31 protein-coding genes are annotated in these 25,901 nt (G+C 68.4%); 3 read left to right on the forward strand and 28 right to left on the reverse strand.

The genetic code is table 11. The features are described from left to right. Positions 1-7: 7 nt before the first annotated feature. The 24 genes from AC4D14_RS08270 to AC4D14_RS08385 all read right to left on the reverse strand — a co-directional run bounded on the left by AC4D14_RS08270 (position 8) and on the right by AC4D14_RS08385 (position 20,081). Positions 8-910, reverse strand: a complete 903-nt coding sequence (locus tag AC4D14_RS08270) for a hypothetical protein (protein ID WP_490901373.1) — start codon at positions 908-910, stop codon at positions 8-10. Then, a complete protein-coding gene (locus AC4D14_RS08275) occupies positions 885-2,879 on the reverse strand; it encodes a flagellar biosynthesis protein FlhA (RefSeq protein WP_490901532.1) in 1,995 nt (664 codons plus the stop codon). Before AC4D14_RS08275 ends, AC4D14_RS08270 begins: the two co-directional genes overlap by 26 nt. Positions 2,880-3,029: 150 nt before the next feature. Continuing rightward, complete coding sequence (locus tag AC4D14_RS08280) at positions 3,030-4,130, reverse strand: EscU/YscU/HrcU family type III secretion system export apparatus switch protein (RefSeq protein ID WP_490901375.1); 1,101 nt, start codon at positions 4,128-4,130, stop codon at positions 3,030-3,032. Next, a complete protein-coding gene (locus AC4D14_RS08285; protein WP_490901377.1) occupies positions 4,130-4,888 on the reverse strand; it encodes a flagellar biosynthetic protein FliR in 759 nt (252 codons plus the stop codon). Before AC4D14_RS08285 ends, AC4D14_RS08280 begins: the two co-directional genes overlap by 1 nt. Beyond that, the gene (gene fliQ, locus AC4D14_RS08290) at positions 4,888-5,163 is read right to left on the reverse strand and encodes a flagellar biosynthesis protein FliQ (protein WP_490901379.1); all 276 of its coding nucleotides are present in this window, start codon (positions 5,161-5,163) and stop codon (positions 4,888-4,890) included. The genes AC4D14_RS08285 and fliQ overlap by 1 nt, the downstream gene beginning before the upstream one ends. Before the next feature lie 3 nt (positions 5,164-5,166). Then, positions 5,167-6,102, reverse strand: coding sequence for a flagellar type III secretion system pore protein FliP (gene fliP, locus AC4D14_RS08295; RefSeq protein ID WP_490901381.1), 936 nt, complete (start codon positions 6,100-6,102; stop codon positions 5,167-5,169). Beyond that, a complete protein-coding gene (gene fliO, locus AC4D14_RS08300; RefSeq protein WP_490901383.1) occupies positions 6,099-6,503 on the reverse strand; it encodes a flagellar biosynthetic protein FliO in 405 nt (134 codons plus the stop codon). The genes fliP and fliO overlap by 4 nt, the downstream gene beginning before the upstream one ends. Before the next feature lie 2 nt (positions 6,504-6,505). Further along, complete coding sequence (gene fliN, locus AC4D14_RS08305) at positions 6,506-7,213, reverse strand: flagellar motor switch protein FliN (protein ID WP_490901385.1); 708 nt, start codon at positions 7,211-7,213, stop codon at positions 6,506-6,508. Next, positions 7,210-8,115, reverse strand: coding sequence for a flagellar motor switch protein FliM (locus AC4D14_RS08310; RefSeq protein WP_490901387.1), 906 nt, complete (start codon positions 8,113-8,115; stop codon positions 7,210-7,212). Before AC4D14_RS08310 ends, fliN begins: the two co-directional genes overlap by 4 nt. An 89-nt stretch (positions 8,116-8,204) precedes the next feature. Further along, positions 8,205-9,011, reverse strand: a complete 807-nt coding sequence (locus AC4D14_RS08315; RefSeq protein WP_490901389.1) for an OmpA/MotB family protein — start codon at positions 9,009-9,011, stop codon at positions 8,205-8,207. After that, positions 9,008-9,808, reverse strand: a complete 801-nt coding sequence (locus AC4D14_RS08320) for a motility protein A (RefSeq protein WP_490901391.1) — start codon at positions 9,806-9,808, stop codon at positions 9,008-9,010. Before AC4D14_RS08320 ends, AC4D14_RS08315 begins: the two co-directional genes overlap by 4 nt. Before the next feature lie 4 nt (positions 9,809-9,812). Beyond that, entirely contained in the window at positions 9,813-10,106 is a 294-nt protein-coding gene (locus AC4D14_RS08325; RefSeq protein WP_490901393.1) for a flagellar FlbD family protein, read from the reverse strand. A gap of 104 nt (positions 10,107-10,210) precedes the next feature. After that, the gene (locus AC4D14_RS08330; protein WP_490901394.1) at positions 10,211-11,383 is read right to left on the reverse strand and encodes a flagellar hook protein FlgE; all 1,173 of its coding nucleotides are present in this window, start codon (positions 11,381-11,383) and stop codon (positions 10,211-10,213) included. A gap of 42 nt (positions 11,384-11,425) precedes the next feature. Beyond that, complete coding sequence (locus AC4D14_RS08335; protein WP_490901396.1) at positions 11,426-11,842, reverse strand: flagellar hook assembly protein FlgD; 417 nt, start codon at positions 11,840-11,842, stop codon at positions 11,426-11,428. A 14-nt stretch (positions 11,843-11,856) separates the two neighbouring features. After that, positions 11,857-13,359 carry a flagellar hook-length control protein FliK gene (locus tag AC4D14_RS08340; protein WP_490901398.1) on the reverse strand — a complete coding sequence of 501 codons (1,503 nt, stop codon included), beginning with the start codon at positions 13,357-13,359 and terminating at the stop codon, positions 11,857-11,859. Further along, the gene (locus tag AC4D14_RS08345; RefSeq protein ID WP_490901400.1) at positions 13,356-14,042 is read right to left on the reverse strand and encodes a C40 family peptidase; all 687 of its coding nucleotides are present in this window, start codon (positions 14,040-14,042) and stop codon (positions 13,356-13,358) included. Before AC4D14_RS08345 ends, AC4D14_RS08340 begins: the two co-directional genes overlap by 4 nt. A gap of 2 nt (positions 14,043-14,044) precedes the next feature. Next, a complete protein-coding gene (locus AC4D14_RS08350) occupies positions 14,045-14,479 on the reverse strand; it encodes a hypothetical protein (RefSeq protein WP_490901402.1) in 435 nt (144 codons plus the stop codon). Continuing rightward, positions 14,476-15,807, reverse strand: coding sequence for a FliI/YscN family ATPase (locus tag AC4D14_RS08355; RefSeq protein WP_490901403.1), 1,332 nt, complete (start codon positions 15,805-15,807; stop codon positions 14,476-14,478). The genes AC4D14_RS08350 and AC4D14_RS08355 overlap by 4 nt, the downstream gene beginning before the upstream one ends. Next, entirely contained in the window at positions 15,804-16,430 is a 627-nt protein-coding gene (locus tag AC4D14_RS08360) for a FliH/SctL family protein (protein ID WP_490901405.1), read from the reverse strand. The genes AC4D14_RS08355 and AC4D14_RS08360 overlap by 4 nt, the downstream gene beginning before the upstream one ends. After that, positions 16,420-17,439: a flagellar motor switch protein FliG gene (fliG, locus tag AC4D14_RS08365; protein WP_490901407.1), complete on the reverse strand. Its 1,020-nt coding sequence runs from the start codon at positions 17,437-17,439 to the stop codon at positions 16,420-16,422. The genes AC4D14_RS08360 and fliG overlap by 11 nt, the downstream gene beginning before the upstream one ends. Beyond that, positions 17,436-19,043, reverse strand: coding sequence for a flagellar basal-body MS-ring/collar protein FliF (fliF, locus tag AC4D14_RS08370; RefSeq protein WP_490901409.1), 1,608 nt, complete (start codon positions 19,041-19,043; stop codon positions 17,436-17,438). Before fliF ends, fliG begins: the two co-directional genes overlap by 4 nt. Next, a complete protein-coding gene (gene fliE, locus AC4D14_RS08375; protein ID WP_490901410.1) occupies positions 19,043-19,348 on the reverse strand; it encodes a flagellar hook-basal body complex protein FliE in 306 nt (101 codons plus the stop codon). Before fliE ends, fliF begins: the two co-directional genes overlap by 1 nt. Continuing rightward, positions 19,348-19,740: a flagellar basal body rod protein FlgC gene (locus AC4D14_RS08380; protein WP_490901412.1), complete on the reverse strand. Its 393-nt coding sequence runs from the start codon at positions 19,738-19,740 to the stop codon at positions 19,348-19,350. Before AC4D14_RS08380 ends, fliE begins: the two co-directional genes overlap by 1 nt. Beyond that, positions 19,740-20,081 carry a flagellar basal body rod protein FlgB gene (locus AC4D14_RS08385; RefSeq protein ID WP_490901413.1) on the reverse strand — a complete coding sequence of 114 codons (342 nt, stop codon included), beginning with the start codon at positions 20,079-20,081 and terminating at the stop codon, positions 19,740-19,742. The genes AC4D14_RS08380 and AC4D14_RS08385 overlap by 1 nt, the downstream gene beginning before the upstream one ends. Before the next feature lie 204 nt (positions 20,082-20,285). Between AC4D14_RS08385 and AC4D14_RS08390 the strand changes: the two genes are divergently transcribed. Then, the gene (locus tag AC4D14_RS08390; RefSeq protein ID WP_490901415.1) at positions 20,286-20,594 is read left to right on the forward strand and encodes an MmcQ/YjbR family DNA-binding protein; all 309 of its coding nucleotides are present in this window, start codon (positions 20,286-20,288) and stop codon (positions 20,592-20,594) included. Between the two features lie 107 nt (positions 20,595-20,701). Here AC4D14_RS08390 and AC4D14_RS08395 read toward each other — a convergent pair whose 3' ends face one another. From AC4D14_RS08395 to AC4D14_RS08410, 4 genes are all read right to left on the reverse strand, one after another. Continuing rightward, the gene (locus tag AC4D14_RS08395; protein WP_490901417.1) at positions 20,702-21,022 is read right to left on the reverse strand and encodes a hypothetical protein; all 321 of its coding nucleotides are present in this window, start codon (positions 21,020-21,022) and stop codon (positions 20,702-20,704) included. Beyond that, the gene (gene fliS / locus AC4D14_RS08400; RefSeq protein WP_490901419.1) at positions 21,012-21,440 is read right to left on the reverse strand and encodes a flagellar export chaperone FliS; all 429 of its coding nucleotides are present in this window, start codon (positions 21,438-21,440) and stop codon (positions 21,012-21,014) included. Before fliS ends, AC4D14_RS08395 begins: the two co-directional genes overlap by 11 nt. Further along, positions 21,437-22,765 (reverse strand): flagellar filament capping protein FliD, encoded by a 1,329-nt coding sequence (gene fliD / locus AC4D14_RS08405; RefSeq protein WP_490901420.1) that lies wholly within the window; start codon positions 22,763-22,765, stop codon positions 21,437-21,439. Before fliD ends, fliS begins: the two co-directional genes overlap by 4 nt. Positions 22,766-22,880: 115 nt before the next feature. Continuing rightward, a complete protein-coding gene (locus AC4D14_RS08410) occupies positions 22,881-23,744 on the reverse strand; it encodes a flagellin N-terminal helical domain-containing protein (protein ID WP_201291322.1) in 864 nt (287 codons plus the stop codon). Positions 23,745-23,983: 239 nt separating this feature from the next. Between AC4D14_RS08410 and AC4D14_RS08415 the strand changes: the two genes are divergently transcribed. Both AC4D14_RS08415 and flgK read left to right on the forward strand, forming a co-directional pair. Further along, the gene (locus AC4D14_RS08415; RefSeq protein ID WP_490901421.1) at positions 23,984-24,466 is read left to right on the forward strand and encodes a flagellar protein FlgN; all 483 of its coding nucleotides are present in this window, start codon (positions 23,984-23,986) and stop codon (positions 24,464-24,466) included. A 10-nt stretch (positions 24,467-24,476) separates the two neighbouring features. Next, positions 24,477-25,898, forward strand: coding sequence for a flagellar hook-associated protein FlgK (flgK, locus tag AC4D14_RS08420; protein ID WP_490901422.1), 1,422 nt, complete (start codon positions 24,477-24,479; stop codon positions 25,896-25,898). Positions 25,899-25,901 lie beyond the last annotated feature (3 nt).

Raw genomic sequence — 25,901 nt, forward strand, 5'->3', positions numbered from 1 at the left:
TCTTTCTTCAGGGACCGGCGGTGAAACCGCGGGCCGTTCCCGACGGAAGTGACGGCGCTCCGGCCGGAGCGCCGTCGATCCACACGACCGGAAGGCTGAGCGCCGAGACGCTCTCCGGAGTCTGCGTGTCGGCGAAGGAAAAGGCTGCGACGCCGCTCACCTCGGTGGCCGCCTCTACCGCCTCAACCCAGGAGACCGTTACTTCGTGCTTGCGCGTCGCGTCGACGGCCACCCACAGCTGGTCGGCATTGAGCGCCTGAAGTGCCGGCATGTGCGCGAACGTCTCGGCCGGCCGGCCCAGCCCGAACGCAATAACGAGGGGTGAGCGGGCCAGCACGGCCTCCGCCCGCGCTTCGAGGCCCTGCCGCCGGTTGGAGAGGAAGGGGATACCCTCCACCCGGAGCGCCCCTGCCGTGTAGAGGGCTGTCGTGCCGGCCGCGGACCGCACGGCCCGCGCCGCGTCGAGGGCGTCCTGCCCGGGTCCGGCCACCACGATGCACGCCCCGGGCGAGGTCAGCGGCTCGGGGGCCGCAGCGGGGCGGGCCGGCGGCCTGACCGTCGTCGTCAGTTCCTCAAGGAAGGAATTGAAGGTCCGGGTCTCGGTCGACACGGAGACCGCGCTTGCCGTTCCCGCCGCGTTGATCTCCGCCTCTGCGCGGTCCGCATCGGCGAGCAGGGCCGCGATCCCGCCCCGCGACGGGAGGATGGGCAGGGGATCGGTCGACGGAGCCGAAGCATCGGGCACCTCCACAGTCACCTCGTAGTGGTGCTTGGCGAAGAACCCCGCAAGACCGCCGACGGTCACGGCCTCGGCGCGGACAATGACCGCGTCGGGGCCGTATTCGATGCGCGCCCTGCGCAGCACGGCGTCGATCGTTGGCCCGCTAAGGTGATACCGGTTCGGCGCCACGGACCACTCCTATCGTGTCGATGGGGACGTTGGCTGACTGCGCTTCCTGGTAGGACAGTACCGGCAGCCCGCCGACCCGTGCGGAAACCAGACGCCGCACCGCGGGGCGGATCAGCGGGGCGCAGACGAGCACCGGTTCGTGCCCCTCCGCCGTCGCCGCGGCGACGGCGGAGGTGAGCGACGCGAGCAGCGCCTCGATGCGGTTGGCGTCGATGAGGATCTGGCTGCCGCCCTCCGCCGGACGCAGTCCCTCAAGCAGCGACTGCTCAAGGCCCGGTTCGATCATGATGACGTTGAGCCGGCCCTCATTGAGGTGCCGGACCGCCAGGGCCGGGCCGAGCGCCCGCCGGGCGGCCTCCACGAGCCCTTCGGGGTCGGAGGAGACCTTCGCCCGCAGGGTGAGGGATTCGAAGATCCGTGGAAGGTCATTGATCGGCACGTGCTCCTCGAGGAGGCCCTGGAGCACCCGCTGCACCTCCGCGAGCGAGAGCAGCGCCGGCACGAGCTCCTCCACGGCCGAAGGGCTCGCCTCCTTCACGCTTTCGGTCAGCAGGCGCACGTCCTCACGGGTGAGCAGCCGGGCGGCGTTGGCGGTCACGATCGAGGAGAGGTGGGTGACGAGCACCGAAACCCGGTCGATGACGGTGGCACCGGTCATCTGGGCACTATGCGCCATCGCTGCCGGCACCCATTTGCCGGGCAGCCCGAACACGGGCTCCATCGTCGCGGTCCCGGGCAGGGCGTCGAGGAAGTCCCCAAGGGCCAGCACCTTGCCCGCCGGAGCCTCGCCCCGCCCCGCTTCGACGCCGCCGATGCGGATGGCGTAGGTGCCCGGGGGGAGGTCGAGGCTGTCGCGGGCATTGACCGGGGGAATGACGAAGCCAAGGTCCATCCCGATCTTCTGGCGCAGGCTCCGTACCCGCGCGAGGAGATCATCCGAGGCGCCGGTGACGGTGTCGACGAGGTCGGCGGCGAGCAGGATTTCAAGCGGCTGGACACGCAGGCGCCGGATGAGTTCCTCAGGCGTCTCGGGCTGCACCTCGGCCGGCGCTGAAGCCTCCCGCAGCGCTGCGCTCGCGGCTGCGGCCTCACCGGCCTTGATCCGCTGCGAGGTGAAGACCAGCGCCGCTCCGACAAGCAGGAACGGGAGCTTGGGCATCCCCGGAATGAGCGCAAGGGCGACAGCGGCGGTCCCCGCAATCAGCAGCGCGTTGCGCGACTGGGCCAGCTGCTTGGAGGCGGTGGTCCCCATGTCCGATTCGGCGTTGGAACGGGTCACGATCATGCCGGTCGCCACCGCCATGAGCAGCGCCGGGATCTGCGTGACGAGGCCGTCGCCGATGGTCAGGATGGCGTAGGTGCGCAGCGCCTCGGGGGCGGGCATGCCGTGCATGGCCATGCCGATGCACACCCCGCCGATGAGGTTGATGAGCAGGATGATGATGCCGGCGATCGCGTCGCCCTTGACGAATTTCGAGGCCCCGTCCATGGCGCCGTAGAAGTCGGCCTCCGCCGATACTTCTGCACGGCGTTCCTTGGCCTGCTCGTCGGTGACCAGGCCAGCGTTGAGGTCGGCGTCGATGGCCATCTGCTTGCCAGGCATTGCGTCGAGGGTGAACCGGGCACCGACCTCGGCCACACGCTCGGCGCCCTTGGTGACAACGAGGAACTGGATCACGACGAGGATCAGGAAGATCACCGCCCCGATGATGATGTTCCCGCCGACAGTGACCTGCCCGAACGCCTCGATGATCTTCCCCGCGTGGGCCTCCCCGAGGATGAGCCGTGTTGAAGCGACGTTGAGGCCGAGCCGGAACAGGGTGGCAACGAGCAGCAGTGAGGGGAACACCGAGAAGTCGAGCGGCTTCTGCACGAACATTGAGGTGAGCAGGACTACAAGGGCAAGCAGGATATTTGCGGCGATGAGGAAATCGAGCAGCCCGGCGGGCACGGGCACAATCAGCAGCATGATGATGCCGACGACGCCGATCGGCACGGCCAGTCTTGAGAACAGCAGGTTCACGGAGTTGTCCTTCGCTCACGGGCCCCGCACCACGGCGGGAAGATTGGTTCTGGAAGCGGCGCCGCAGGCCCGGAACGGGCCGGGGTGGCGCTGGTGTCAGTCAAGGAAGGATCCCGACGGCGAGGCGGCCGTGTGGACGCCCGAGGGCTTGCCGCGCTGCTGGAGCCGCAGCACGAACGCGAGAACCCCGGCCACCGCGGCATAGAATTCCGGCGGGATTTCCGAACCCAGGTCGCAGGCCGCGTGAAGGGCACGGGCCAGCGGAACGTCCCTGACCATCGGCACCCCCTCGGCCTCGGCCTTCTCGCGGATCTTCGCGGCGACGGGTCCGGCGCCCTTGGCGACGACCCGCGGTGCCGAGACGCCCGGCTCGTAGCTGAGCGCGACGGCCACGTGGGTGGGGTTCACAAGGAGCACGTCCGCGCTGGCGACGGCGGAAATCATGCGGTTGCGGCTCATGGCCATCTGTCGCGCACGGCGCTGGGAGCGGATGAGCGGGTCGCCGTCGGTGCTCTTGTTCTCGTCCTTGACCTCTTTGCGGGTCATCCGGGTTTTCTTGCGGTTCCGCCTGCTTACAACGAAGACGTCGGCCACGGCCAGGGCGATGCCTGCGGCCACCGCGAACTGGATGAGCGAACCGACACCGCCGCCCGCCGCCTCAAGCAGCGCAGTGATGCTCATCCCACCGGCACTCATCAGCAGCGGAAGCAGGCCCTGGATCACGGAATAGAGAACAGCGCCGAGGACGGCGGTCTTCAGCACGGCCTTCACGCCGTTCCACAGCGCCTGCATCCCGAAGGTGTTGCGGATGCCTGTGACAACGTTGAACTGCTCGAACTTGCCCTTGAACTTCTTGAACTGGATCCCGCCCTGCGCGGCGGCACCGAGCAGGACCGCGGCGACCACCGTCAGGAGCAGGGGCAGAAGCGTCGCACCGATCGAGCCCAGCCCCTGTCCGAGCGCATCGAGGGCGACGCCGGGGTCGGGCACGGCGGCGATGCTTCGGACAAGGAACAGCTGGTCGGCGGCCGCGTCGGTCGCTGCATCTAGCGTGGAGGGCAGCATCAGGGCAGCTGCCCCGATGCCCAGCCAGGCGGTCATGTCCGAGGACTTCGAAAGCTGTCCCTTGGCCCGGACTTCCTTCATGCGCTTCTCGGTGGCCTGCTCTGTGCGCTCCTGGGACTGGTCGTCGGCCATTATCCGAGTCCCATCAGGGCGGTGAGGGCTTCCTGGGTCAGCGATGAGACAACCCGCGGCAAAGCCAGCAGGACCACCGATCCGAGGGAAAGGGTGAGCAGGATCTTCAGGGGGAAGCCAAGGGCGAAGACGTTAAGCGCCGGCGCCACCCGGTTCAGCAGCCCGAGGCCAACGTCGGCGAGGAAGAGGACAACCGCGAGGGGTCCGGCGATCTGCACGGCCGAAACGAACATCCCGGTCAGGGCTGCAACGAGCGTCGAGGTCGGGTCGGGAAGGAAAATGCCGCCGCCGAGGGGGATCGCGGTGAAGCTGCCCACGAGTCCGCCAAGGATCAGCTGGTAGGCGTCGGAGGAGAACATGAGCGCCACGGCGATCATCTGGAAAAGGCGCGTGAACTGGGCGCCGTTGATCAGCGACTGCGGGTCGAAGGCCTGGGCCATCTGGAAACCGCTCATCAGGTCGATGAGGCTGCCCGCCGACTGGATCGCGGCGAAGACAAGGTAGACGAGGAAGCCCATCAGGGCACCGGCGCCCACCTCGATCACCAGGGCGCCGAAGAACGCCGGGGTGGCGAGCGGAACGTAGTCAGCGGTGACGGCGGGGGAGACGGCCACGGCCAGCCCCAGAGCGAGCATCGCCTTGATGCGCGCGGGGAATGCCTTGTAGGAGAACGGCGGGGCGATGACCAGGAAAGACACAATCCGCACCCCGGCGAGCATCACCGGTTCAAGCCAGCCCAGGTTCAGGTTCAGGTCCATCACCCGCCCCCGATCAGGGAGGGGATTTTCTCGAACAGGGCGTGGGTGAAGGCGACCATTTCCTGGATCATCCAGTGGCCGGAGATCAGCAGCACGATCGCGACCGCCGCGGCCTTGGGCACGAAGGAAAGCGTGACTTCCTGGATCTGGGTTATCGACTGCAGCAGGGAGATGCCGAAGCCGACGGCCAGCGCGGTGATCAGCATCGGGGCCGCCAGCTTCGCCGCGATCCACAGGCTCTGCAGACCGATGTCAAGGAGTGCGTTGGTATCCACCGGCTACCCGTAACTTCGGACGAGCGCGGTGATGATCAGGCCCCAGCCGTCCACGAGGATGAACAGCAGGATCTTGAAGGGCAGGGAGATGATCACCGGCGGCAGCATCATCATGCCCATCGACATCAGCGCTGACGAAACGACGAGGTCGATGACGAGGAACGGAATGAAGACGACGAAGCCGATGATGAACGCCGCCCGCAGTTCCGAAATCATGAAGGCCGGGATGAGGGTGGTCAGGGGCACGCTGGCTGGCGTTTCGGGGTTCTCCATGCCGGCGGCCCGGGTCATCAGCGCGATGTCCTCCTCGCGTGTGAACTGCAGCATCCACTGCTGGATGGGGCCGGCCGCCGCCGTATACGCCTCCTCGAAGGTCGAGCCGCCGTCGAGGTAAGGCTGGACGGCGTCGTTGTTTATCTCACCCAGGACGGGCGCCATGATGAAGAAGGACAGGAAGAGGGACAGCCCGGCGATGACCTGGTTCGGGGGGATCGAGGGGAGGGAGAGCGCGTTCCGGGTCATGACGAGGACAACGAAGATCTTCGTGAAGGAGCTCATCATCAGCAGCAGCGAGGGTGCCACAGTAAGGAGCGTTATGCCGATCAGGGTCACAACGGCGGAGGACGGGCTGCCGTTGGGGCCGTTGATCTCGACCAGCGGTTCGTCGGCACCCGGAACCTCGGGCTCCTCGGGAGCCACGGGGGGCGCGGGTTCGACCGGCTGGACGGGTGCGGGCTGGACGGGTGCGGGCTGGACGGGTGCGGGCTGGACGGGTGCCGGCTGCACGGGTGCGGGTGCGGGCGGGGGCAGCTGGACCGCATGTCCTGCCGCCGGTGCAACGAGCGCGAGTGCGGCGGCCGTGAAAATCGCAGCAGCGATGACCCTCAGCAGGACCGCCGTCCGGCGGAGCGCCCCGGCGTACGCCTTGGGCCTCCTCACGTCCTGCGCCCGCCCGTCCCGGGGTTGAGCGCCTGCTTCAGCGCGGCCGGCGAGAGGGGAAAACCGGCCACCGGGGCGGGGGCGGAACGGTGCTTGCCTGCCGATGACAGGGCCCGTGAGAAGGCCTCGGCGCTCTGCGACGGCGCAGGGGCCGGTGCCTCGGTGGCGTGGAGCATGGTCACCGACTGGTCGGTGACACCGAGCAGGAAACGCTTGCCGTCGGAATCGACGATGACGACTGAAGCCTTCTGCCCCACGCCCTGACGCGCAACGACGGTCAGGAGCTTGTCCTGGGTTCCCGTCCCGCGTGAACGGCGAGCGTACCTGTGCGCCAGCCACAGCACCGCAAGAACGGCACCGAGGGAGAGCGACACCCTCAGAACGAGGATGAAGGAGTCCATGGTTAGTTGAGGCCCTCTGCCACGTCGAGGATTTTCGTGATGCGCACGGCGAAGTCCTGGTCAACGACCACGACCTCCCCGTGGGCGATGAGGCGGCCGTTGAGCAGCACGTCCGCCGGGGCCCCGGCGGACCGGTCGAGTTCGATGACGCCGCCCGGTTCGAGGTTCAGCACGTCGCGCACCGACATCCGGGTGCGTCCGATCTCCACGGTGAGCGCCATCTCCACGTTGTTGATGCGCCCGAGCTTCCCGGCAACGGACTCCCCGGCGACCGGCGTCGTGTTTACCGTGCCGTACTCCCGCACCCGCACGGCGAACCAGCCGGCCGGGGCGTCGTCGGAAATCAGCTCGAAGACCGTCGTGTCGGGGTCCTCAAAGAGCGCTGATGCCTCTTCGACCCTCGCCTCGCCAAGCACTCCCTCACCGAGGACGGCGGCGGCGCCCTCAAGCGCCGGGCGCAGGACATCCTTGAAGGAGATCAGCGGCGAGTCGGTGCCGGCGGCTTCCGCCAGCGAGCCGGTGCCCTGGAGCACGACGGCGAGGTCGGCGGCCCTGCTGCCCACATAGGTGGCGGTCACCGCATTGGCCGTCCTGCCGAGAAGCGCGGTCCGGTCCGAAAGGATTCGGGGGGTGATCAGCGACGCCGAGGGGAGCCGCCCGACCAGTGCATCGGCGGCGCGTTCCTTGAGCGGGAGGATGGAAGTGGTCATGCGGGGTTCTCCTCGGTTTCGATGATCTGGGCGGCAAGGCGCGGGCCGTTGCGGCCGAGGCCGGCCCGTGCGATGCGCTGGCCGGCCACGCGTACTTCAAGCGGCCGCTGTTCGGGATGGTTCAGGGGCAGGAGGTCTCCCACCGCAAGCTTCAGGATCTCCTCGGGCCGCACCCGGACGGGCATGAGCCCCACCGACACGTCAACGGGAACCCGTGAGACCTGCCTGCGCAGCAGTTCGGGCGCGCTCTCCGGTGAGGTTGTCGGATTGGTGGCGCCGAGCTGTGGCAGGATCAGCTCGGCCGGCAGGGCCAGCGTTCCTTCGGCCGAGTTGTCTCCCACCCGGATGGTGAACGAAACAACAACCATGAGGTCCGAGGGTGCCGCGGCCTGCGCGAACTGTGCGTTGTACTGGATGGAGTTGAAACTGACCGGGGTGGGCAGCAGCGGCCCGAGGGAGTAGCGGAGGTCCTCGAGGGCGTCTTCGAGGATGCGCTTGACCAGTGCCTGCTCGATCTGCGTGAATTTCCGGTCGGGAACGGGCTGGTTCCCGTTGCCGCCGAGCATCCGCGAGATCCAGGCAAGGGCCGACGACGTCGGGAACTGGATGACGGCCTGGGAGTCGTTTTCCTCGAGCCGGCACAGCGCCATCGCCGTCGTTGAGGGCAGGGACGCCGCGTACTCGTCATAGGTCTGCATCTGCACCTGGTGGGTGGCGACCTGCGCCTTGACGCGCACCTTGGCCGTGAGCTGGGTTCCCCACTGCCGGGCGAAGGTTTCAAAGGCGACTTCGAGCGCGCGGCTGTGCTCGCGGGCCAGCGTGGTGGGGCGGCGGAAGTCGTAGATCTCAACGGTCCGCCCGGGCTCGGGCAGGGGAGAATCTCCTGGGGTGCGGGGGGTCACGTATTCCACTATCGGCCGGAGCGGGCGCGAGGTTAGCTCAACGCCCAAACAATCTGCTCCGCCCGGCGCCCGGGGGAGGGCGCGCCGGGTCAGGGAGCGCGCGTCTTGGCGACTTCGGGAATGAGTTCCCTCACGCTTTCGGGCTGGTCGGAGAGGATGATGATGTCGACCCTGCGGTTGAGTTTCAGTTCGGCTTCGCTCGTGCCCGTGTTGAGCGGGCGCGACTCCCCGTACCCGCTCGCCTGCATCCGCTTCTTGTCGACGCCTCCGGTGTCGATCAGGTGGCGGACCACGTTGACGGCGCGCGCCGTCGAAAGCTCCCAGTCCAGCACGTAGCGGTCATCGGGGAGTTTGGCGGTGTGGCCCTCGACGGTCACCTCGCGGGTTGTGGCACGCAGCTCCGGCGCCGTTGTGTCGAGCACCAGCTGCGCCGCGGAGGTGAGCTCCGCGCGGTCGGGGTTGAAGAAGGTTTCCGAGCTGACCATGCGCATCGTCAGGCCGCGCTCGTCGAGGCTGAACCGGACGGTGTTTTCGAGCCCCTGTTGGCGCAGGGAGGTGCGGATGCGCTCCTGGATTGCCCGGAGGTCGTCGACCTCCTTCACGGCGAGCTCCAGGTCGGTGGTGTTCTCGCCCTTCTCATCGACCAGCTCCGGGGGAACGACAACGCCCTCGGCCGTGTCGATGCTGCCGACGTTCTCGACGCCGAAGCCTGTGGCGAGGGAGTTCTTGAGCTTCTCGAACTTCTGCACGTCAACCGAGGACATAGCGAACAGGACGATGAACAGGCACATCAGGACGGTGACCATGTCGGCGTACGAAACGGCCCAGCGTTCGTCGGCGTGGAACTCTTCAAGCTGCGAGGCGCGGTAGCCCCGGCGCGGACCCCTGCGGCTCACGCCGCCGCCTCGAGGTCGCTTACCGGGTCCTTCGGCTTCCCTCCGCCGCGCTTGTGGGGCGGGATCATTGCCGTCAACCGCTCGCCGAGGAGGATTGGCTGTGCGCCCTCCTGGACGGCGAGCAGGCCTTCCATCTGGAGGTTCATCTGCTCGAGTTCGAGCTCGGAGAGCCGGGCGAGGCGCGCGCCGATCGGCAGCCAGATGAAGTTCGCCGAAAGCAGCCCCCACAGGGTGGCGACGAAGGCGGCAGCGATCATGTGCCCGAGCTCGTCGGGGTTGGAAAGGTTCTCGAGGACGTGGGTGAGCGAGACGACGGTGCCCACGATCCCGACCGTCGGGGCGTATCCGCCGAGGCTGTTGAAGAACTTCGAGACGGCGTGGTTGGCCTTCCTGCGGGTGCCGATCTCGTCTTCGAGGAGGATCCGCAGGTCCTCCCCGTCGGTGCCGTCGGCGATGTTCTGCAGCCCGTTCTTCATGAACGGATCATCGGTCTCGGCGGCTTCGGCTTCGAGGGCGAGCAGTCCGTCGGCGCGGGCCTTCTCCGCGAAGCGGATGATCTGGTCCACGCTGTCCTGCGGCGAGCCGGTTTTCCCGCGGAACGCCTTGGGCAGGGACTTCACCGCCTGGATGACGTCCTTGACCGTCGAACTGGCGATGCCGATCGCGATTGTCGCCCCAAGGACGAGGATCATCGGGGCCGGCAGCAGCAGGGAGCTGACGTGGGCCCCTTCCATGGCGATCATGGCGTAGAGCGAGCCGAACGCGAGCAGGAGGCCGATCAGTGTTGCAGGATCCATGGGGTTACTTTCTGGAGCGGTGACCGGGGTCGGCCGGCACTACATCGTTCGGGGGGACAACGCTGAGGTGGGAGAGCGGGGCGGCAACTTCGGCGGCGGGAAGGTCGCGGGCTGTGCGCAGCACCCTCGCGCGGAACTCGATGATCGTCTCGATGACCTCATCAAGGGTTTCGGCAACGATGTGCCGTGTCCCGCACACCAGGACCAGGGTGGTGTCGGGGCTGGCATGGATCCGTTCGATGAGGTCGGGATTGATGCCGAACTGGTCCTTGCCGTTCAGCCGCGTCAAGACAATCATTTGTTCTCTTCCACTGGCGGGGCTGCCGACTGTTGTTGACGGGCCACTCGTCTATAACAGTCGGCAGCCCCGCGGGTTCCGTTAGGCACTTGGGCTGCTGTCCGCTAGCGCTTGAGGTTCGTGAGTTCCTGGAGCACTTCGTCGGAGGTGGTGATGACGCGGGCGTTTGACTGGAAGCCGCGCTGGGCGACGATGAGGTTCGTGAATTCCTGGGAAAGGTCAACGTTCGACATTTCCAGGTAGCCGCTGGCGATGGCGCCGTAACCGGCCGAGCCTGCGGTGCCCAGTGCGGCGACGCCGGAGTTCGCCGTCGCCCTGTAGGTGGACCCGCCGGCCTTCTCCAGCCCTCCGGGGTTGGTGAATGTCGCCAGGGCGATCTGGCCGATCGCAACCTTGGTGCCGTTGCTGAAGGAGCCCGTGATCGTTCCGTCCTTGCCGAGCGCGAAGGATTCGAGCGTCCCCGCAGCACGGCCGTCCTGGGAGGCGACCTTGACGGTGTTCAGGCCGGCGTACCCGGTGACCGCCGAGAGGTCGACGCCGATGCCGCCGATGTTCATTGCCCCGCCGCCGGTGAGCACGCCGTTCGCGAAGGTCAGGCTCGTTGAGCCGGTCCCGGCCCCGTCGGTGCCGGTCACGTCCCAGCCCCCGGCGGTGCGGGTGAAGGTCATTGAGAGGGTCCGGGCGTTTCCGGCGCCGTCGAAGACCTTGATGTCGCGCACCAGCGCCGCACCGACGGCCGTCTCGGCGGGCAGGTTGCCGTTCACGGTTGCGCTGTTGGTGGCGGCGGCGGGGGAGGCCGCCTGGTCGAGGGTGAGGTTCCCGATGGCCCCGCCCTTCTGGATCTGCCCGTTCACGGCCGGCCACCCCTGGAGGAAGGAGCCGTCAGGGGAGACCAGGCGGCGCTGGGCGTCGAAGTCGAAGTCGAACGAACCTGCCCGGCTGTACACCTGCTGTCCGCCGGAATTGAGGATGAAGAATCCGTCACCGGAGATCATCAGGTCCGTTGCCTTGCCTGTGGCCTGGGAGGAACCCTGGGCGAAGTTCGTTGAGATGCCCGCAACCTGGGTGCCGAGGCCGACCTGGGCGGGGTTCGTTCCTCCGCGGCCGCCCTGTCCGCCGCCCGCGGCCTGCTGCAGCTGCGAGAGGGTGTCCTGGAACTGGACGGAGGAGGACTTGAAGCCGTTGGTGTTCACGTTCGCAATGTTGTTGCCTGTGACATCGAGCATCGTCTGGTGCGAGCGCATGCCGGAAATGCCGGAAAAGAGGGAGCGGAGCATGATGCGTCCTTTCGAACGGGGAGTGGTTGGAGAGGCGGGAAACTAGGAGCCGATGCCGGAAAGCTTGTCGAGGGAGATAAGGGTGTCTCCGACCTTCACCTGGGGCACGGCGTCCTGGAACGAGACGCTCGATGCGGTCCCGGTGACGACGGTGCCGTCAGCCTTGGTGTAGCTGACCTGCTTGCCGAGGAGGGCCGCCGCGGCGGCGCGCATCTGCAGTCCGAACGATTCCTCCCCCTGCACGGAGAGCTGGGTGAGTTTTTCCATCATGGCCAGCTGGGTGGTCTGGCCGATCATGGCGTTCGTATCCATCGGGGACCCGGGGTCCTGGTGCTGCAACTGGGCCACAAGCAGCGACATGAAGACTTCGCTGTCCATCTCCTGCTTCGGGGCGCGGGCCGGCTGGCCCGCATAGACGCTGCTGGTACCCGAGGGCGGGGCAATTCCTGACACTGGCACGGGTCTTCCTTCCGTCAAGCCATCACGTCGAGTGAGGGCAGGTGATTGGACAGGCTGTCGGGCCGGAGGCGGCCGCGGTCGTCGGGTTCTTCCGGCGGGGCCGGATCGGCGCCCGGGCGCCGGTCGGGGGCGGGGCCGCCCGGGTTGCGCCGGAAGCCCTCCGAGGCCGGGTCGCCGGGGGCGTCCCGGGAGCCGAGTTCAAGGCTCGCGTTGAGCCCGGAGCCGGCAAGATCGCGTTTGAGCTCGCCCATGACCGCCCGCAGCGCCTCCTTGCCGGCGTCGCTGGCGGCGAACAGTTCAACGCGCACGCTGCTGTCGGCGCCGATCCAGGCCCGCACGGTCACCGGTCCCAGTTCCTCCGGAGTGACCTTCAGCACCATCACGTGCTCACCTGCACCGGCCTGCGCCAGGGTGAAGACTGGCTTGGCGAGCTGCGCGGGCAGGGGGACCTCCGCCGGGGCCGCCGCTGAGGCACCTGCGGCAGGGCTCACCGGGGTGCCGGGCTGGTGAATGGCCGGCGGGAGCGGTGAGGCGGCGGACAGGACGGGCCCGCCGGGCGACGCGGTCCCCGCCGATTCAAGGGGTGCCGGCCCGGGCTGGCTCTGGGGTGCAGCGTTTCCGCCGTCCGGAACGGGCGGTGCCGAAGCGCCCGGGTGGGCCAACGGGTGGATGCCGGGCTGGAACGCCGGCCGGGCGCCGGTCGCCGCCGTCACCGGACCGGGGAGGACGGGCTGCACTTCCGTCGAACCCGCGCTGCCGGGCACCTCCGGGCCGGCCGCGTAGATTCCGGACGCGTAGATTCCGGACGCATGGATTCCGGTCGAGTGGGTTCCGGGTGCCGTTCCGGCTGCCGGGTGGGCTCCCGCGGCGGGTGTTCCAGCGGCAGGTGGACCAGCGGCCGGAACGCCTGCTGCCTGTGTTTCGGCGCCCCGGGCGCCCGGTGCTCCCGATTCCTGTGTTCCTGTGGTTGAAGATTCGGAGTTCGCTGTTTCCGCGCCCTGTGCTCCCATGCCCGGTGTCCCGCTGCCTGGTGCCCCATGTCCCGACGCCGCACCGGCGGGCATCCCCGTGGCAGGGGAGGCGCCGGTCGCCGCGTGCGGTGCTTCACCGGCCGCGGCTGCGGGCACAGCGGAGGCCGGGGCTTCGGCGGCGGACGGAAGCGCGGACTGCGGCCCGCGGGGTTGGGAACCGTCCTCCGGCGCGGCCGGCGCACCGGAGGACGGCGGTTCGGTGGGCGGGACGGGCACCGCGGGCTGCCCGCCGAAGGGCCCCGGAGCCCCTGGGGGGACGGCCGCGGGCGCGGACGTCACGGGAAATGCCGCTTCCGCCCCTGCCGCAGGTCCGGCGTCGGCGGCCCGGGCGCCTGCTTCGGCTTTCTCAGTGTGCCGGGGCGCGGAGCGGGCCGACACTGCCTCGTGGAGGGCCGCACCAAACGAGCCGGGCGCCGTTGAAATACCGGATCCGCCGCGGGCGGCCTGCACCGGGGGGCGGCCGGCGGAAGTCAGCGCAACGGTCATCTTCCCGCTCCGATCAGGGCAGTCCCCGGCCCGGCAGCGGCGGATCCGGCGGGAAGGATCCGCCGGATGGCATCAATGTTCGAGTCGTTCTCCCATGCGTCGCGGATCTGGATCGTCGATCCGGGCTGCGGTGCGTCGACTACCTTGCCGTTGCCCAGGTAAATGGACACGTGGCCGGTGTTGAACGTGAACAGCAGGTCACCGGGCCGCGCCTCGGCGAGGGAGCCGACAGGGGTGCCGGAGTTCACCTGGTCCCAGGTGGTGCGCGGCAGCTCGTAGCCGAGGTCGCGGTAGACATGCTGGACGAAGCTTGAACAGTCGAGCCCGGCGGAGGGGTCGTTGCCTCCCCAGATGTACGGGAGCCCAACGTATTTCCGGGCCGCCGCCTCAACCCCCGAGCCCCCCGGGTCCGGGGAAGCGGCCGGAACGCCCTGCACCCCGCTCGGCGCGGGCACCGAGCCAAGCGCGGCCGCCGCACTTTGCGCCGCGTCCGCAGGAACGCCGGCCGCGGTGAGGGCCTGGGCGAAAGCCGAAGCGTTCTGGGCCGACTGGACGGTGGCAGGAGCTCCCGCCACCGGTGCGGGTGCGGCACCCCGCGACGGTGCGGCCGAAAGCGGCGCGGCCGGGCTCAGCACGGAAAGGGTTCCCTGGATCTGCTGGATCCGGTCAAGAGTGGCGGCCATGCTCATCGGGATGCCCCGTCCGCGGCGCGGCGAAGGGTGCCCGAGGTGAGCTCGTCGAGGACCAGCTGTTCGCTGCGGATCTCCTCCAGTGACTGGCGCACCGCGTGCTTGTCTTCGAGCTTCTCCAGGCCGATCGAGGCCGCGCGCGCCGCGGAGAAGACCTCCTGCGCCCGGGCCGCCTCCTCGCGGCGGTGGGCGTCGAGCCGCGCCAGGTCGGCGAGCATGCTGTGCGAAGCGGCACGCGAGGCCGCGATCGCCGCAAGGGTTGTCGGATCGATGGCTTCGCACGCTGTCTCGTCGAGGGCCGAGCGCAGCCCGCGCTGGCGGTCCGCGACGTCGGCCACGCGGTTGTTCGCCGCGGCAAGGTCGCCGGCGGCCCGGTCCTGTTCAAGGCGGCGCAGGCGCAGCAGCCCGGCGAGCCGGAAATGGGCGGTCATGATGTCCTTCCGAGGGATTGGGAAAGGGAGGCAAGGCGGTTCCACGAATCGGCGGCCGTCGTCTGGTCCTGCATGCTCTGGCGGAGGAAGCCGTTGATCGCACCCTCGTTGGCGAGCGCCGCATCGACGAGGGAATTTCCGCCGCTCTTGTACGCGCCGACGTCGATGAGGTCCTGGGCCTGCCGGCGGGCCGCGAGCACGCTGCGCAGGCTCTGTGCGAGCTCGGTGTACTCGGGCGGATTCACCTTTGAGGCGACGCGGGAGATCGACCCCAGCACATCGATCGAGGGGAAGTGCCCGGCCACGGCGAGCCGGCGGTCGAGCACGATGTGCCCGTCGAGGATGGAGCGGGCGGCGTCGGCGATCGGCTCGTTGTGGTCGTCGCCGTCAACCAGGACCGTGTACAGGCCGGTCACAGAACCGGCGGCGTCGGTGCCTGCGCGTTCGAGCAGGCGGGACAGGAGCGAGAATGTCGAGGGCGGGTACCCGCGGGTGGCGGGAGGCTCCCCGACGGAAAGCCCGATCTCACGCTGGGCCATTGCCACGCGGGTCAGCGAGTCCATCATGAGCACGACGTCGGCCCCCCGGTCGCGGAAGGATTCGGCGATGCGCGTCGCGGTGAAGGCGGCGCGCAGGCGCATCAGGGCCGGTTCGTCGGAGGTGGCGATCACGACGACGGAACGCGCCAGCCCCTCCGGGCCGAGGTCGTCCTCGAGGAATTCGCGCACTTCGCGTCCGCGCTCGCCGACGAGGGCGATCACCGAGACTTCGGCGTCCGTGCCGCGGGCGATCATTGAGAGCAAGGAGGACTTGCCCACGCCAGATCCCGCGAAGAGTCCCATGCGCTGGCCCCGTCCGAGCGTGGCAAGCGTGTCGACGGCACGCACTCCGGTGGTGAGGGTTTCGCTGATGCGCGCCCGGTCCATCGCGTTCGGAGATTCCCTGTCGAGGGTGACGTATCCGTCGGCGTCGAGGGGGCCCTTGCCGTCGAGGGGGCGTCCCAGCCCGTCGAGCACCCTGCCAAAGAGCCCGGAACCGGTGGGGACCAGCATCGAACTCTCGAACGCCCGCGCGGGCAGGCCGACGGCGAGGCCGCTCGAGGGGCCCAGCGGCATGCAGCGCAGGCGCGGTCCTTCGGCCGCGACGACCTCAGTGAGCACCTTCCGCGATTTCTCCCCGACCGTCACGAGGTCGCCGACCGCGGAGGAAAGGCCCGACACCTCAAGGCCCAGGCCGACGACGGCGGAGACGGTTCCGACCTGCTGGGGGGCTCCGGCCCGGCGGGCGGCCGTGAACCGGTCGCTGCGGGGACGCCAGGTGGTGCTCATGGTGCTGATCCGAGGAGCGCGGAACGGACCCGTGCGAGTGCTGTGGAGATGCGGGCGTCGAGGAAGCCGTGGGCGTATTCGGCAACCGCGTCGCCCGGAGCGAGGGCTGCATCGGCGACGAAGCGCACGTCGGCGCGGGCCGCGTCGGAGCCGCTGAGCACGGCAAGGTCATCGGGGTTGAGGCGCACAGTGTGCACGGCGTGCGGCAGTGCGCCGTCAAGGGCGCGGGCCACAACCGAGCGCGCCGAATTCGCGGTGTCGGCCAGCTCGTATCCGAGCACCGCCTCGGCCAGTTCGAGCGCGGCGGCGGCGAGGGCATCCTCGACCGACTCGAGAACGGGCACGGCGCAGCGGGTGAGGGCGACGGCCGCCGTGTTGACGATCTTCACGGCGTGGTCGGTCCGGGCAGCCGCCGCACGGGCTTCGGCGGAATGCTGCTCGGCCCGCGCCGCCTGCTCGGCGGCTGCCTGCCGGGCGGCGTCCCGCAGCCCCGCCGCGTAGCCGGCGGCGTGCCCGCGCACGCGGCTTTCCTCCTCAAGCCGTTCGCGTTCCGGATCGGGGAACGACGGGTAGAGGAACGGCGCGAACGCCTCATTGGGGGACAGCGCCCGGTCAATAGACAAGGTCGTCATCCTCTCCGCGGCGCACGGTGATCGAACCTTCCGCCTCGAGGGCGCGGATGGCGCGCACGATGTCGGCGCGGGCCTCCTCGACCTGGGAACTGCGTACCGGGCCGGTGCCGCTCATCTCCGCCTGCAGCATCTCCTTGTTGCGCTCGGAGACGTTCTTCTGGATGGTGTCGATCACCGCGGCGGGCGCGCCGCGCATGGCCAGGGCCAGGAGGGCCGGGTCGACCCCGCGCAGGATGGCCTGGATGTCACGCCGCTCCAGCTTCACGATGTCAGCGAACGTGAGCATCCTCGAACGCACCTCTTCGGCCAGTTCGGGGTCGCGTTCCTCGAGCTCCTGGAGCAGGGACTTCTCGATTGCGATGTCGGAGCGGTTGATGATGTCAACGAGGGGCTGGATGCCGCCGACCGCCTCGAAGGTCCGCCGCGGGGCGATGATCGCGCCGGCGCGGAGCTTGAGGACGTCGGCCACGATGGTGAGGGCCTCCGGCGAGGCCGCGCCCATGGTGGCCAGGCACTGGGCGACGTCGGCGCGCTGGGTCTCGTTCAGTCCCGCCATGACCGCCGATGCGATCTCCGGGCGCAGGTGGGCAAGGACGAGCGCGATGGTCTGGGGCAGTTCGCCGTCGAGGATTCCCAGCAGCTGCCCGGCCTCGGCGTTGGCGAGGAACTCGAAGGACTTCCCGGCCATCGTCGAAGCCATGCGCGTCATGAGTCCCGCGGCCTTTTCGTGCCCGAAAGAGGCCTGGAGCAGTCCTGCGGCGAGATCGCGTCCGCCGCGCGCCGGGCGTTTGCCCTGCACCGTCGCTTCGTGGAAGTCCAGCAGGATCCGCTCGGCGGTGTCGGGGTGCACCGAGCGCAGCTTCACAATCTCCGAGGCGACGTCCTCGGCCTCGGATTCGGTGAAGTGCTGCATCACCTGCACGGCGCGCTCCTGCGACATCTGCATCAGGATTACCGCCGCCTTCTGCACCCCCGTCAGCGCGGTCTCGGTGTCGCTCACACCGGCACCTTTTCATCCATGAGGTCACGCAGGTGGTCGGCGGTCTTCTTGGGATCCCGGCCCGCGAGGGACTCGATCTCGGTGCGGGCGAGTTCGGCCGCCAGCGCCGCCGGTGCCGGGGCCGGGGCGGAGGGAAGCTCAAGGTTGATCGCCGACGTCGACGGCGAGGGATCGATTGGGGTGACCGGCGGGAGGTCGAGCTCGTACGGTGCCGGCAGTTCGGTCTCGCCGAGGTCGATCAGTTCGCGGCTCTGGCGGCGGTTGCGCACGGCGAAGATCACGGCCAGGGCGAGGACCACCAGCACGGCGCCCGTGACGATCGCACCGGTGCGCAGCAGTTCGGCCCTGCGTTCCTCCGCCGCTGCCTCCTGCGCCGCGGTGATCGCCGCAGCGGCTTCCTCCGCACCGGCGTTGTTGAAGGGAAGGACCTCAACCGCCACCGCATCCCCGCGGTCGGCGTTGATGCCCGCAGCCGTGTTCACGAGCCCCGTCAGGGCGGGCAGGTCGAGGCCGCGGGCCGCTTCGGCGTCAAGGGCAACCGACACCGTCTGGCGGGTAAGGGCGCCGGCCGGAATCGCCGTCGTCTCGGTGACCTTGTTGAGCGCGTTGTTGCGGGTCGTCGACTCGGAGTCGAAGGTTCCGTCACCGTTGCCGCCGTCGGGCACGGCGATATTGTCGGGGCCCAGCACTCCGGCCGCGCCTCCGCCCGAACCGGTGTAAGTCTCGGTGGTTGTCGCCTCGTTCAGGGCAGGGGCGTCCTCGGGGCTGGTGAAGGTCTCCTCGAGGCGTTCGCCGGATTCGTAGTTCATGTCCGCGGCAACGGCGACCGTGGCGTTGCCCGGCCCCACAACCCGGTCGAGCATTTTCTGCACGGCGCCGGCGACGCGCTGTTCGTATTTCGAGGCCTGCTTGTCGGCGGATCCGGTGGCGCCGACTCCGACGGCCGAAAGGACGGTGCCCTTCGAGTCGATGACCGCGACGTTCTCGGCCTTCATTCCCTCAAGGGAGGCCGAGGTGAGGTGGACGATTGCCTGCACCTGGTCGTCGCCGAGTTCGGCGGCGTTCTTGGTCTCAACGAAGACCGACGCGGTGGGGTCGGCCTTCTCCTTGCTGAACACCGTCGCTTCGGGGATCGCCAGCTGCACCGAGGCCGTCTTGACCCCGTCCATCGACTGGATGGTCTTGGCCAGCTCCCCCTCGAGGGCGCGCTTATAGGTCACCGACTGCTGGAATTCCGAGGAGGTCACGCCCATCTCGTCAAGGAGCGTGTAGCCGCCGGAGGACTCGGAGGGAAGCCCCGCGGAGGCCGCCTTGAGCCGCTGGTCGTAGACGTTCGCTTCGGGGACGAGGATCGTCGACCCGCCGCCGGTCAGTTCGTAGGGAACGCCGTCGGTGCGCAGCTGCTCGACGATGGTGCTCGCATCTTCGGGCTGGAGGCCGGAGAACAGGGGAGTGTAGGCGGGCTTGGACAGCCATGAGGTGAGCAGCACCGAACCGAGCACGAGGACGGCGACCCCGATGAGCGCGAGGGTCTTCTGCGCGGGGCTGAAGGCGCCGACGGCGCCGGTGAGCCGCGAGAGCCTGACCGGAATCCGTGTGGCCATCAGGCCTGCATCCTCATGATCTCGTTGAACGCGTCAATGCCCTTGTTGCGCACCGTGGCAACCACCTCGAGGGAGACAGCGGCCCGCGTCGAGGCGATCGTCGCGTCGTGGATGTCGTCGAGGTTGCCGGTGGCCGCCTTGAGGGAAAGCGCGTCGGAGGCGCCGGAGAGGGCCTGGACGTTGTCAACGGCGGCGGTAAGGACCGTCGCGAACGAGGAACCGTCGGTCTCCCGGACCCCGGCCGATGCCGGGAGGTAGGAGGTGGCGAGGGTGCCCTGGACGGGGCTGAGGGGTGCGACGGGCATTAGGACTTTCCAATCTGCAATGCGGCTTCGTAGGTTGTCTTGGCCCGGTCAACGACGGCGGCGTTCGCCTCGTAGCCGCGCTGCGCCATGATCAGCATCGACATCTGCTCGGACATGTCGATGTCGGGGTACCTGACATAGCCTTCTTTGTCGGCCAGGGGGTGGTTCGGTTCGTGGACCATGCGCCCTTCGGCGTCGCCCCATTCGGCGCCCCGAACGAAGACCCCGCCGACGCCGGAACCCTCCTGGGCAACGACGTACCGCGCCTGGAAGGCGGCGCCGTCGGTGCTGGTTGCCGTGTTGATGTTGGCGAGGTTGTCGGAGACGGCGTCAAGCCACTTCCGGTGAACGGTCAGCGAGCTGCCGGCAATACCGATCGCGTCGAATGTCATCAGTGTGTCCTCAGTGCTGTCCGGACACCGTTGAAGGTGCCTTCGACTGCGCGGGCCGCGAACTGGTAGCGCAGCACGGTGTCGATATTGGAGAGGGTTTCGGTGTCGAGGTTCACGTTGTTTCCGTTGAGCCTGGTGGGCTCCAGAGACCGTTCCACAACGGGTGCGGCAACCCCGTCGCCTGCCTGCACGGAGCGCGCCAGCGCATCCTCGAAGAGCACGCGCTTGGAGGTGTAGCCGGGCGTGTTCACGTTGGCGATGTTGCTCGCGATCGCCTTCTGGCGTAGTGCGAGGGAATCGAGGGCACTGGCAAGCCCTAGGGAGGTAACGGATTCGAACACGGCAGCCTGCCTTGATGCGTTGGGTGCTGGCCTCATCACGGCCCGGATGGGGGAGCGAAGACCGCTCACCAATACCTATCGGCGTCCGCTGCGGATTGGTAAGGAAACTTCACGAAAAAATCCGGTTTCCGTCCGGGCACCACGCAGCGGCGCCCGGAACCCTGACGCTGGACGGCGCCGCCGGTCCCTGACACCCTTGGAAATGTGGCAAACGAGGACGACGTGCGGCGCAAGTGCCTTTCCCTGCCGGGAGTCACTGAACGGTCGAGCTGGAACCAGCCGGCCTGGTTCGCGCGCACCCTGATCGCCCGGAAGTGGGCCGACGGCGTGCTGACGGTGAAGACGCAGGAACGCGATGCGCTGCTTGCGGCCGATCCGGACACGTACTACATCACGCCGCATCACCGGCGTTCGCCCGAACTGGTCTTGGTCCGCCTCGACCGCGTTGACGTCGGGGAGCTGGAGGAACTCATCGAGGAGTCCTACCGGATCGGGGGAGGCAGGCCCTCCTGATCAGTTGCCCGGCGCCATCGTGCGGGTCTGCCTCCACCATTCCCGAACTGGACCGTTTCCGAGCCGGACCGCTCCCGGCGGGTTGCGGATGCGGATGATGGTGGGCGCTAGAGCGTGACGTCGAGGAGGCCCGGCCGAGGTTCGCCCGGCGGGACGGCCTCGAGCGCTTCGATGTGGCGGGCGGTCTCGGCCCGCGCCGCGACCAGCCGCGCGGCGGCCCGGAGCTGGGCCCGGTGGAGTTCAGCGGCGTGCCCGGCCAGATCCGCCGGCAGCGGACCGAGGCCGGCGGGTGGATGCCAGTGCCGCAGTTCCGGTTCCGGGGCGCCCGGGTCGTCGAGCGCACGCTCGACCTCGATCACTGCGTCCTCAAGGGCGGCCAGCGCCATCATCCACGCGGCACGCCCCGAAACGGTCGGCTCAGGCGACACCGAGGCTCCCGGCCGCACGGCCCGCGGCGCCCTGGGCGGGAAGGGATGCAAGGGCCTCGTGCCAAGCCTCGCGCAGCGGCTCGAGCAGGGAAATGCATTCACGGGTGGCATTGATGTCACGGTAGATGTTCGCCGACATGAGCGCGTTCGAGACGTAGGTGTAGAGCCCGAACAGGTTCTCAGCTCCGTCCCATGCGTCCTTCTTCAGTGACGAGGCAAGCTCGGCGATGATTTCCTGCGCGTGGATCAACTGCGCCGAGGCGCCCTGCCAGTCCTCCGCCGCCTGCGCCTGTTCGGCCCGGGCGAGGTCAAGCAGGAGCCGGTCATAGAGCATGGTGAGCAGCCGCGCGGGTGTTGCGGAGAGGACCGATTCCCGCAGGTACTTCCGGCGCTGGTCGGTCGAGGTGTTAATCATCATTTCTTTCCGTCACTTCCCTGGGTCGGCAGTGAGGCGAGCTGGGCGTTGAGCCAGCTCGACTGGCTGTTCATCGACTGCATGGCCACCTCAAGGGCAACATAAGTGCTCTTGAGCCGGGCCTCGCGGGAGGCAAGCCGTACATCCCAGGCCGCGACCTGGTCGTTAAGGCCGCGCACCTGGCCCTCGCCGCTGGTGATCTTGGCCGCAATCATTCCCCCGTACTTATCCGAGGCGGTCTTGCCTGCCGCTTCGAGCCGAGACCCGATGGTCCGCACGGCGGCTTCGACGGCGGCTGGATCCTTGGCCAGGGCCGCCTTGAACTTCACCGGATCGAACTCCATCGTTCCGGTCTTCGTGATGCTGATTCCGTACTCCGACGGAGAGATGCCGCCGATGGGGGCAGACGCTGCGGTGAGCAGGCTCTGCCCGATGCTCCGGACGGCGCTGTCGGTGGTGAACACCCCAAGGGTCGTCACCGGTTTGCCGTTCGCGTCGGCCGTGGTCGAGGTCTTCTGCTTGCTGGTGATGTACGCGAGCACATCGTTAAGGCCCTTGACCAGGGCCTCGGCCTTGGCCGCTATCCCGTCGGCGTCCTGGGCCACGCTGATGGTCACGGGGGTGGCCGAGACCCCCGTGACGGTCACCGAGAGCCCGGTCTGCAGGTTTGCGAAGGTGTTGGTGCCCGAGGTGACCGGCTGCTCGGCGCTGGTTCCCTTCCACAGGGTGATCTGGGCGTCCTGGGCGGATTGGATCTGGGTGAAGGTTCCTGCGGTCCCGGAGAGGGTGAAGGCTCCGCCCGCGCCGGTGGTCTTCGACGTGAGCTGGAGCCGGTAGGTGCCGTCCCCGGTGGAGACCTTGACGGCGCTGACGTTGGCCGTTGAGGCGTTGACGGCCTTGACGACGTCGTCGAGGCTCGTCGAGGCGGCGGTGACGGTGACGGCTGTGCCGTTGGCTCCGGTGATGGTCAGGGAGGTGTCGGGCCACTGGGTGAGCGGGGCCGAGACCGTGCTCTGCTTGGTGGCGAGCCGGTCGATCGTGAAGTCAACCGAGCCTGCGGCGGCGCCGGTGCCGGCGGTGGCCGTTGCCGCGGTCGAGGACGACGTCGCGCTGAAGAGGGCAAGGGCACCCGGTTTGGCTGCGGCGGCCGAGAGGGAGGAGAGGTCAGCGACCTTGGTGTTCAGGACCTTCAGGGCGTCGACGGTGGCCTGGGCGCGCACAGATTTGTTGTAGAGGATGTTCTGCGGGATGCGTTCGATGTCCATCATGGCCTTGATGAGCGCTGTCGTATCAAGGTTGCTGGCAAGTCCGTCCAGTGAAATTCCCACAGGTGGCTCCTCAAAGCGTCGGGTGGTGATGGCGGCGGGAAACGGAAGCCGCCGGTGGCGGCACGGGCGCTGTGCGCCCGGCTGCCACCGGCGGTTCCGTTATGAAGCAGTCGGTTTAGCCGAGGAGCTTCAGGACGCTCTGGGTTGACTGGTTCGCCTGGGCGAGCATCGAAACGCCGGCCTGGGAGAGGATGTTGGCCTTAGTGAACTTGACCATCTCCTCCGCCATGTCGGTGTCGCGGATGCGGGATTCGGCGGCGGCCAGGTTCTCCTTGGAGACCGCGAGGGACTTGCCCGCGGACTCAAGGCGGTTCTGGGAAGCACCCAGTTCCGAACGCTGTGCCGAGACGGCGGCGATTGCAACGTCCAGTGCGGCGACCGTGGTCGTCGCGCCGGCCGAGGTGGCGACGTCGAATCCGGTTGCCCCGGCGACGCTGGAGAAGACCGGGCCGGCGCCGTTGATGCTGGCGTTGGCGTCGCCGAGGTTCACCGAGATGGTGTTGTCGGCAGCGCCGTCGGCACCGACCTGCAGGCTGATGACACCGGCAGTTCCGGCGGTACCGTCGAGGAGCTTGATGCCGTTGAAGTTGGTGGACGAGGTGATGCGGGCAAGTTCCTCGCCGAGGGCGTCGGCTTCGGTCTTGATCGCGGTGCGCGACGACGCGTTGTTCGAGTCGTTGCCGCCCTGGACAGCCAGGTCGCGCATACGGTGCAGGATCGAGTGGACCTCGGTCAGTGCGCCTTCAGCGGTCTGGATGACGGAGATGCCGTCCTGGGCGTTGCGCTGGGCAACTCCGAGGCCCGAGACCTGCGAGCGCAGGCCTTCGGAGATGGACAGGCCGGCAGCGTCGTCGGCAGCACGGTTGATGCGCAGGCCGCTGGAAAGCTTCTCCAGGGACTTGCTCAGGTCGTTCTGCGTGTTGGACAGGGCGCGGAACGCGTTGTTCGCGGCCGTATTGGTATTGATCTGCATACCCATGATGTTTTCCTCCGTGAAATGTGATCTTGCCGGGGCCCATCCTTGGGCCCTCTGCACTTCACAGTCGGCACCTGCCCGAGGTTCGTTAGCTGATTGGAGAACTTTCTTAAAAACTTTTGCCGGCGCCCACGCGTGCGGTCCGGACTGCTTACATCCCTTCCGGATCAACCGATAGTTCCTACGTAAGGTGCGGCAGCAGGAAGCGACCGCTTAGCCGATCTAGGAGAGTCTTAGGCACTATGGGTATCCAGGAGCTATCAGCCCAGCTCTGGCACGAACGCGAACTGCTTGAGCTCTTGACGTTCAAGCTGGAGGAGGAACAGCTTCTCCTCACCGCTGGTAAGTCGCGGTGGATTCAGCACGCCACCCGGGAAGTCGAGGGGGCCGTTGCCCTGCTGCGGGCCAGCGGGCTCGCCCGTGACCTTCAGGTGGTGGCCGTGGCCGAAGAGTGGGGCGCCGGAGAAGGGGCAACACTGCGCGACCTTGCCCTTGCCGCTCCCGAGGGACCCTGGGGGGACATCCTCATGAGGCACCTGATGGTCATGACGGAACAGGCCGAACGCATCAAGGAGCTCCGGGACGCAAACGGGCAGTTCCTGCGGGCCGCAGCCAGGTCGACCCAGGAAGCGCTCGCCGGGCACCGCGCCGAGGCGGGAACCTACGACGCCCGGGGCATGACCGCACCTGCGGACGCTTCACGACTCTTCGACGCGAAATTGTGAGGACGGCACCGTGAGCAGCACTTTTGGAACGTTGAACACAGCACTGACCGGGCTGAATGCCGCGCGCCAGGGCACCGCCGTGACCGGCCAGAACATCGCGAACGCCGCCACCGCCGGATACACCAGGCAGCGGGTCACGACGTCGGCGGTGGGGCCGCTGGCGCAGACCGGCATGTTCTCCTCGGGGGCAGGGCCCGGACAGGGCGTGAACGTCGATGGAATCCGCAGGCTCGGAGACGTCTTCCTCGACGCCCGGGTCCGGGCAACCTCCGCCGAGGCTGGCTTCACCGGCGCCCGCGTGGCGGCGTTGGACGGGCTCGAGAAGATCCTCCAGGAGCCCGGGAAGAACGGCACCGCGGCGGCGCTTTCGAAATTCTGGACGGCATGGCAGGACGTGGCGAACAATCCCGGAGCTCCGGCCCCATCGGGTGTCCTCCTCGAACAGGCCGCGGGCCTCGCCGCCAAGCTCGCCCACAGCTACGGCCAGGTCGAATCGCAGTGGGCGGCCGAGCGCGGGCAGCTCGATCTGCTCAGCAATGAAGTCAACACGGCGGCCGCGCAGGTGGCCGAACTCAACGCGCAGATCCGATCCACCCTCAATGCCGGCGGCTCGGCGAACGAGCTGATCGACCAGCGGGACCAGCTGACCACCGTCATTGCCTCCCTTGTCGGAGGCACGGCCCGCGCCACGGGCGACGGCACCGTTGACGTCCTGATCGATGGAAGCGCCCTCGTCTCGGGGGATTCCTTCCGGCCCGTGAAGGTCACCGGCGCCTACCGGATGGGTGACGCCGCGGCCAGCCCGGTCCAGCTCGAATGGGCGCACCGGCCAGGCGCCGCCATTGCCGGCGGCAAAATCGGCGGGATGCTCTCGGCCCTTGAATCCCCGAACGGGAAGGGCGCGGGCGGGGAAATCGCCGAGACAGCGGCCGCGTACAGCGCCCTCGCCGTGAAACTCGCCGACTCGGTCAATGCGGTCCATCGCGCCGGATCAACCCCGGGCGGTGCCACCGGGACCGACTTCTTCAGCTTCGATCCGGCACTGCCTCCTGCGAAGGGCCTTAAGGTCATTCCCACCGATGCCGGCGGGATAGCCACGGGCCGGCCCGGCGCGGGCGGCCGCGACGGAAGTAACGCCGATGCGATCTCGCAGATCGGCGCTTCCGCGGACTCCCCGGACAAGCTGTGGGTTGGATTCGTCACGGCTTTCGCGGTCACGGCCCGCACCGACACCCAGCGCGACAACCTTGCGGAGATCGCCGCGGCCTCCGCCTCGAGCCTCCAGCTGTCCCAGACCTCGGTCGATATCGATGAGGAAAGCGTCAGCCTGCTCACCTACCAGCACGCGTACCAGGCATCCTCACGGGTGATGACCGCGATCGACGAAATGCTCGACGTCCTCATCAACCGGACCGGACTCGTAGGAAGATAACCA

The organism is Arthrobacter sp. TJ-254, from assembly GCF_058269175.1.

Excerpts from the sequence above, each read along its gene's own strand:
- AC4D14_RS08415 (WP_490901421.1), top strand. The coding sequence starts at position 23,984 with ATGGGTATCCAGGAGCTATCAGCCCAGCTCTGGCACGAACGCGAACTG.
- AC4D14_RS08355 (WP_490901403.1), bottom strand. The coding sequence starts at position 15,807 with ATGAGCACCACCTGGCGTCCCCGCAGCGACCGGTTCACGGCCGCCCGC.
- AC4D14_RS08330 (WP_490901394.1), bottom strand. The coding sequence starts at position 11,383 with ATGCTCCGCTCCCTCTTTTCCGGCATTTCCGGCATGCGCTCGCACCAG.
- AC4D14_RS08280 (WP_490901375.1), bottom strand. The coding sequence starts at position 4,130 with ATGGCCGACGACCAGTCCCAGGAGCGCACAGAGCAGGCCACCGAGAAG.
- fliF (WP_490901409.1), bottom strand. The coding sequence starts at position 19,043 with ATGGCCACACGGATTCCGGTCAGGCTCTCGCGGCTCACCGGCGCCGTC.
- fliS (WP_490901419.1), bottom strand. The coding sequence starts at position 21,440 with ATGATGATTAACACCTCGACCGACCAGCGCCGGAAGTACCTGCGGGAA.
- fliO (WP_490901383.1), bottom strand. The coding sequence starts at position 6,503 with ATGGACTCCTTCATCCTCGTTCTGAGGGTGTCGCTCTCCCTCGGTGCC.
- AC4D14_RS08320 (WP_490901391.1), bottom strand. The coding sequence starts at position 9,808 with ATGGATCCTGCAACACTGATCGGCCTCCTGCTCGCGTTCGGCTCGCTC.
- AC4D14_RS08350 (WP_490901402.1), bottom strand. The coding sequence starts at position 14,479 with ATGACCGCCCATTTCCGGCTCGCCGGGCTGCTGCGCCTGCGCCGCCTT.
- AC4D14_RS08345 (WP_490901400.1), bottom strand. The coding sequence starts at position 14,042 with ATGGCCGCCACTCTTGACCGGATCCAGCAGATCCAGGGAACCCTTTCC.
- AC4D14_RS08380 (WP_490901412.1), bottom strand. The coding sequence starts at position 19,740 with ATGACATTCGACGCGATCGGTATTGCCGGCAGCTCGCTGACCGTTCAC.
- AC4D14_RS08285 (WP_490901377.1), bottom strand. The coding sequence starts at position 4,888 with ATGGACCTGAACCTGAACCTGGGCTGGCTTGAACCGGTGATGCTCGCC.
- AC4D14_RS08340 (WP_490901398.1), bottom strand. The coding sequence starts at position 13,359 with ATGACCGTTGCGCTGACTTCCGCCGGCCGCCCCCCGGTGCAGGCCGCC.
- AC4D14_RS08325 (WP_490901393.1), bottom strand. The coding sequence starts at position 10,106 with ATGATTGTCTTGACGCGGCTGAACGGCAAGGACCAGTTCGGCATCAAT.
- AC4D14_RS08410 (WP_201291322.1), bottom strand. The coding sequence starts at position 23,744 with ATGGGTATGCAGATCAATACCAATACGGCCGCGAACAACGCGTTCCGC.
- fliE (WP_490901410.1), bottom strand. The coding sequence starts at position 19,348 with ATGCCCGTCGCACCCCTCAGCCCCGTCCAGGGCACCCTCGCCACCTCC.
- AC4D14_RS08275 (WP_490901532.1), bottom strand. The coding sequence starts at position 2,879 with ATGCTGCTGATTGTGCCCGTGCCCGCCGGGCTGCTCGATTTCCTCATC.
- fliN (WP_490901385.1), bottom strand. The coding sequence starts at position 7,213 with ATGACCACTTCCATCCTCCCGCTCAAGGAACGCGCCGCCGATGCACTG.